The 527-nt window shown below is 35.7% G+C and carries 1 protein-coding gene; it reads left to right on the top strand.

Features of this window, described 5'->3' with window-relative positions:
- On the top strand, positions 1–527 hold a 527-nt coding region (locus tag ACFOU2_RS25705; protein ID WP_377916532.1), incomplete at both ends, for a hypothetical protein.

Below are 527 nucleotides of genomic sequence, written 5' to 3'. Positions count from 1 at the left end.
AAAAGACGAAAATGTATACGGAAACTATGTCGTCATTCCAAATGTTTCGTTTCCATATGGACAAGAACAAATTGATAGAGCGAAAACACCTTCTGTTGGCCATACAAAAGGAAAAGGTAACAAAGTGACCTACTATCGAGCAACAACATGGAAGTTTATACGTAAACATCATTCTTGGTATGTCAATGTAACCGTTGACGTAGATGCACCCGATGTGACTACGTTAGAAAATAACGGAGTGTTAGGAATCGACTTTAATGCCGGATTTCTCGCTATTACAGATGTAGACCGTTTTGGAAATTACAAGTATTCGTTTCAAGTTCCTTATAAAGCAAATCATGCTTCTAGTGAAGAAACAAAACAAAGTCTGAGCAACGCATTAAAAGTGGCGGTTGAATATGCAAAAAACAAGCAAAAACCGATTGCCAAAGAGAAGTTAGATTTTAAAAAGAAAAAGCAAAACCTAAAACAAATGTCTCCTCAACAAGCAAAATTGTTAAGTGGTTTTGCGTATTCTAGTTATCAAT

This window comes from Bacillus songklensis (assembly GCF_042649685.1).
Taxonomy (GTDB): domain Bacteria; phylum Bacillota; class Bacilli; order Bacillales; family Bacillaceae_H; genus Bacillus_BA; species Bacillus_BA songklensis.
This window is presented reverse-complemented; position numbering and strand designations above follow the sequence as displayed.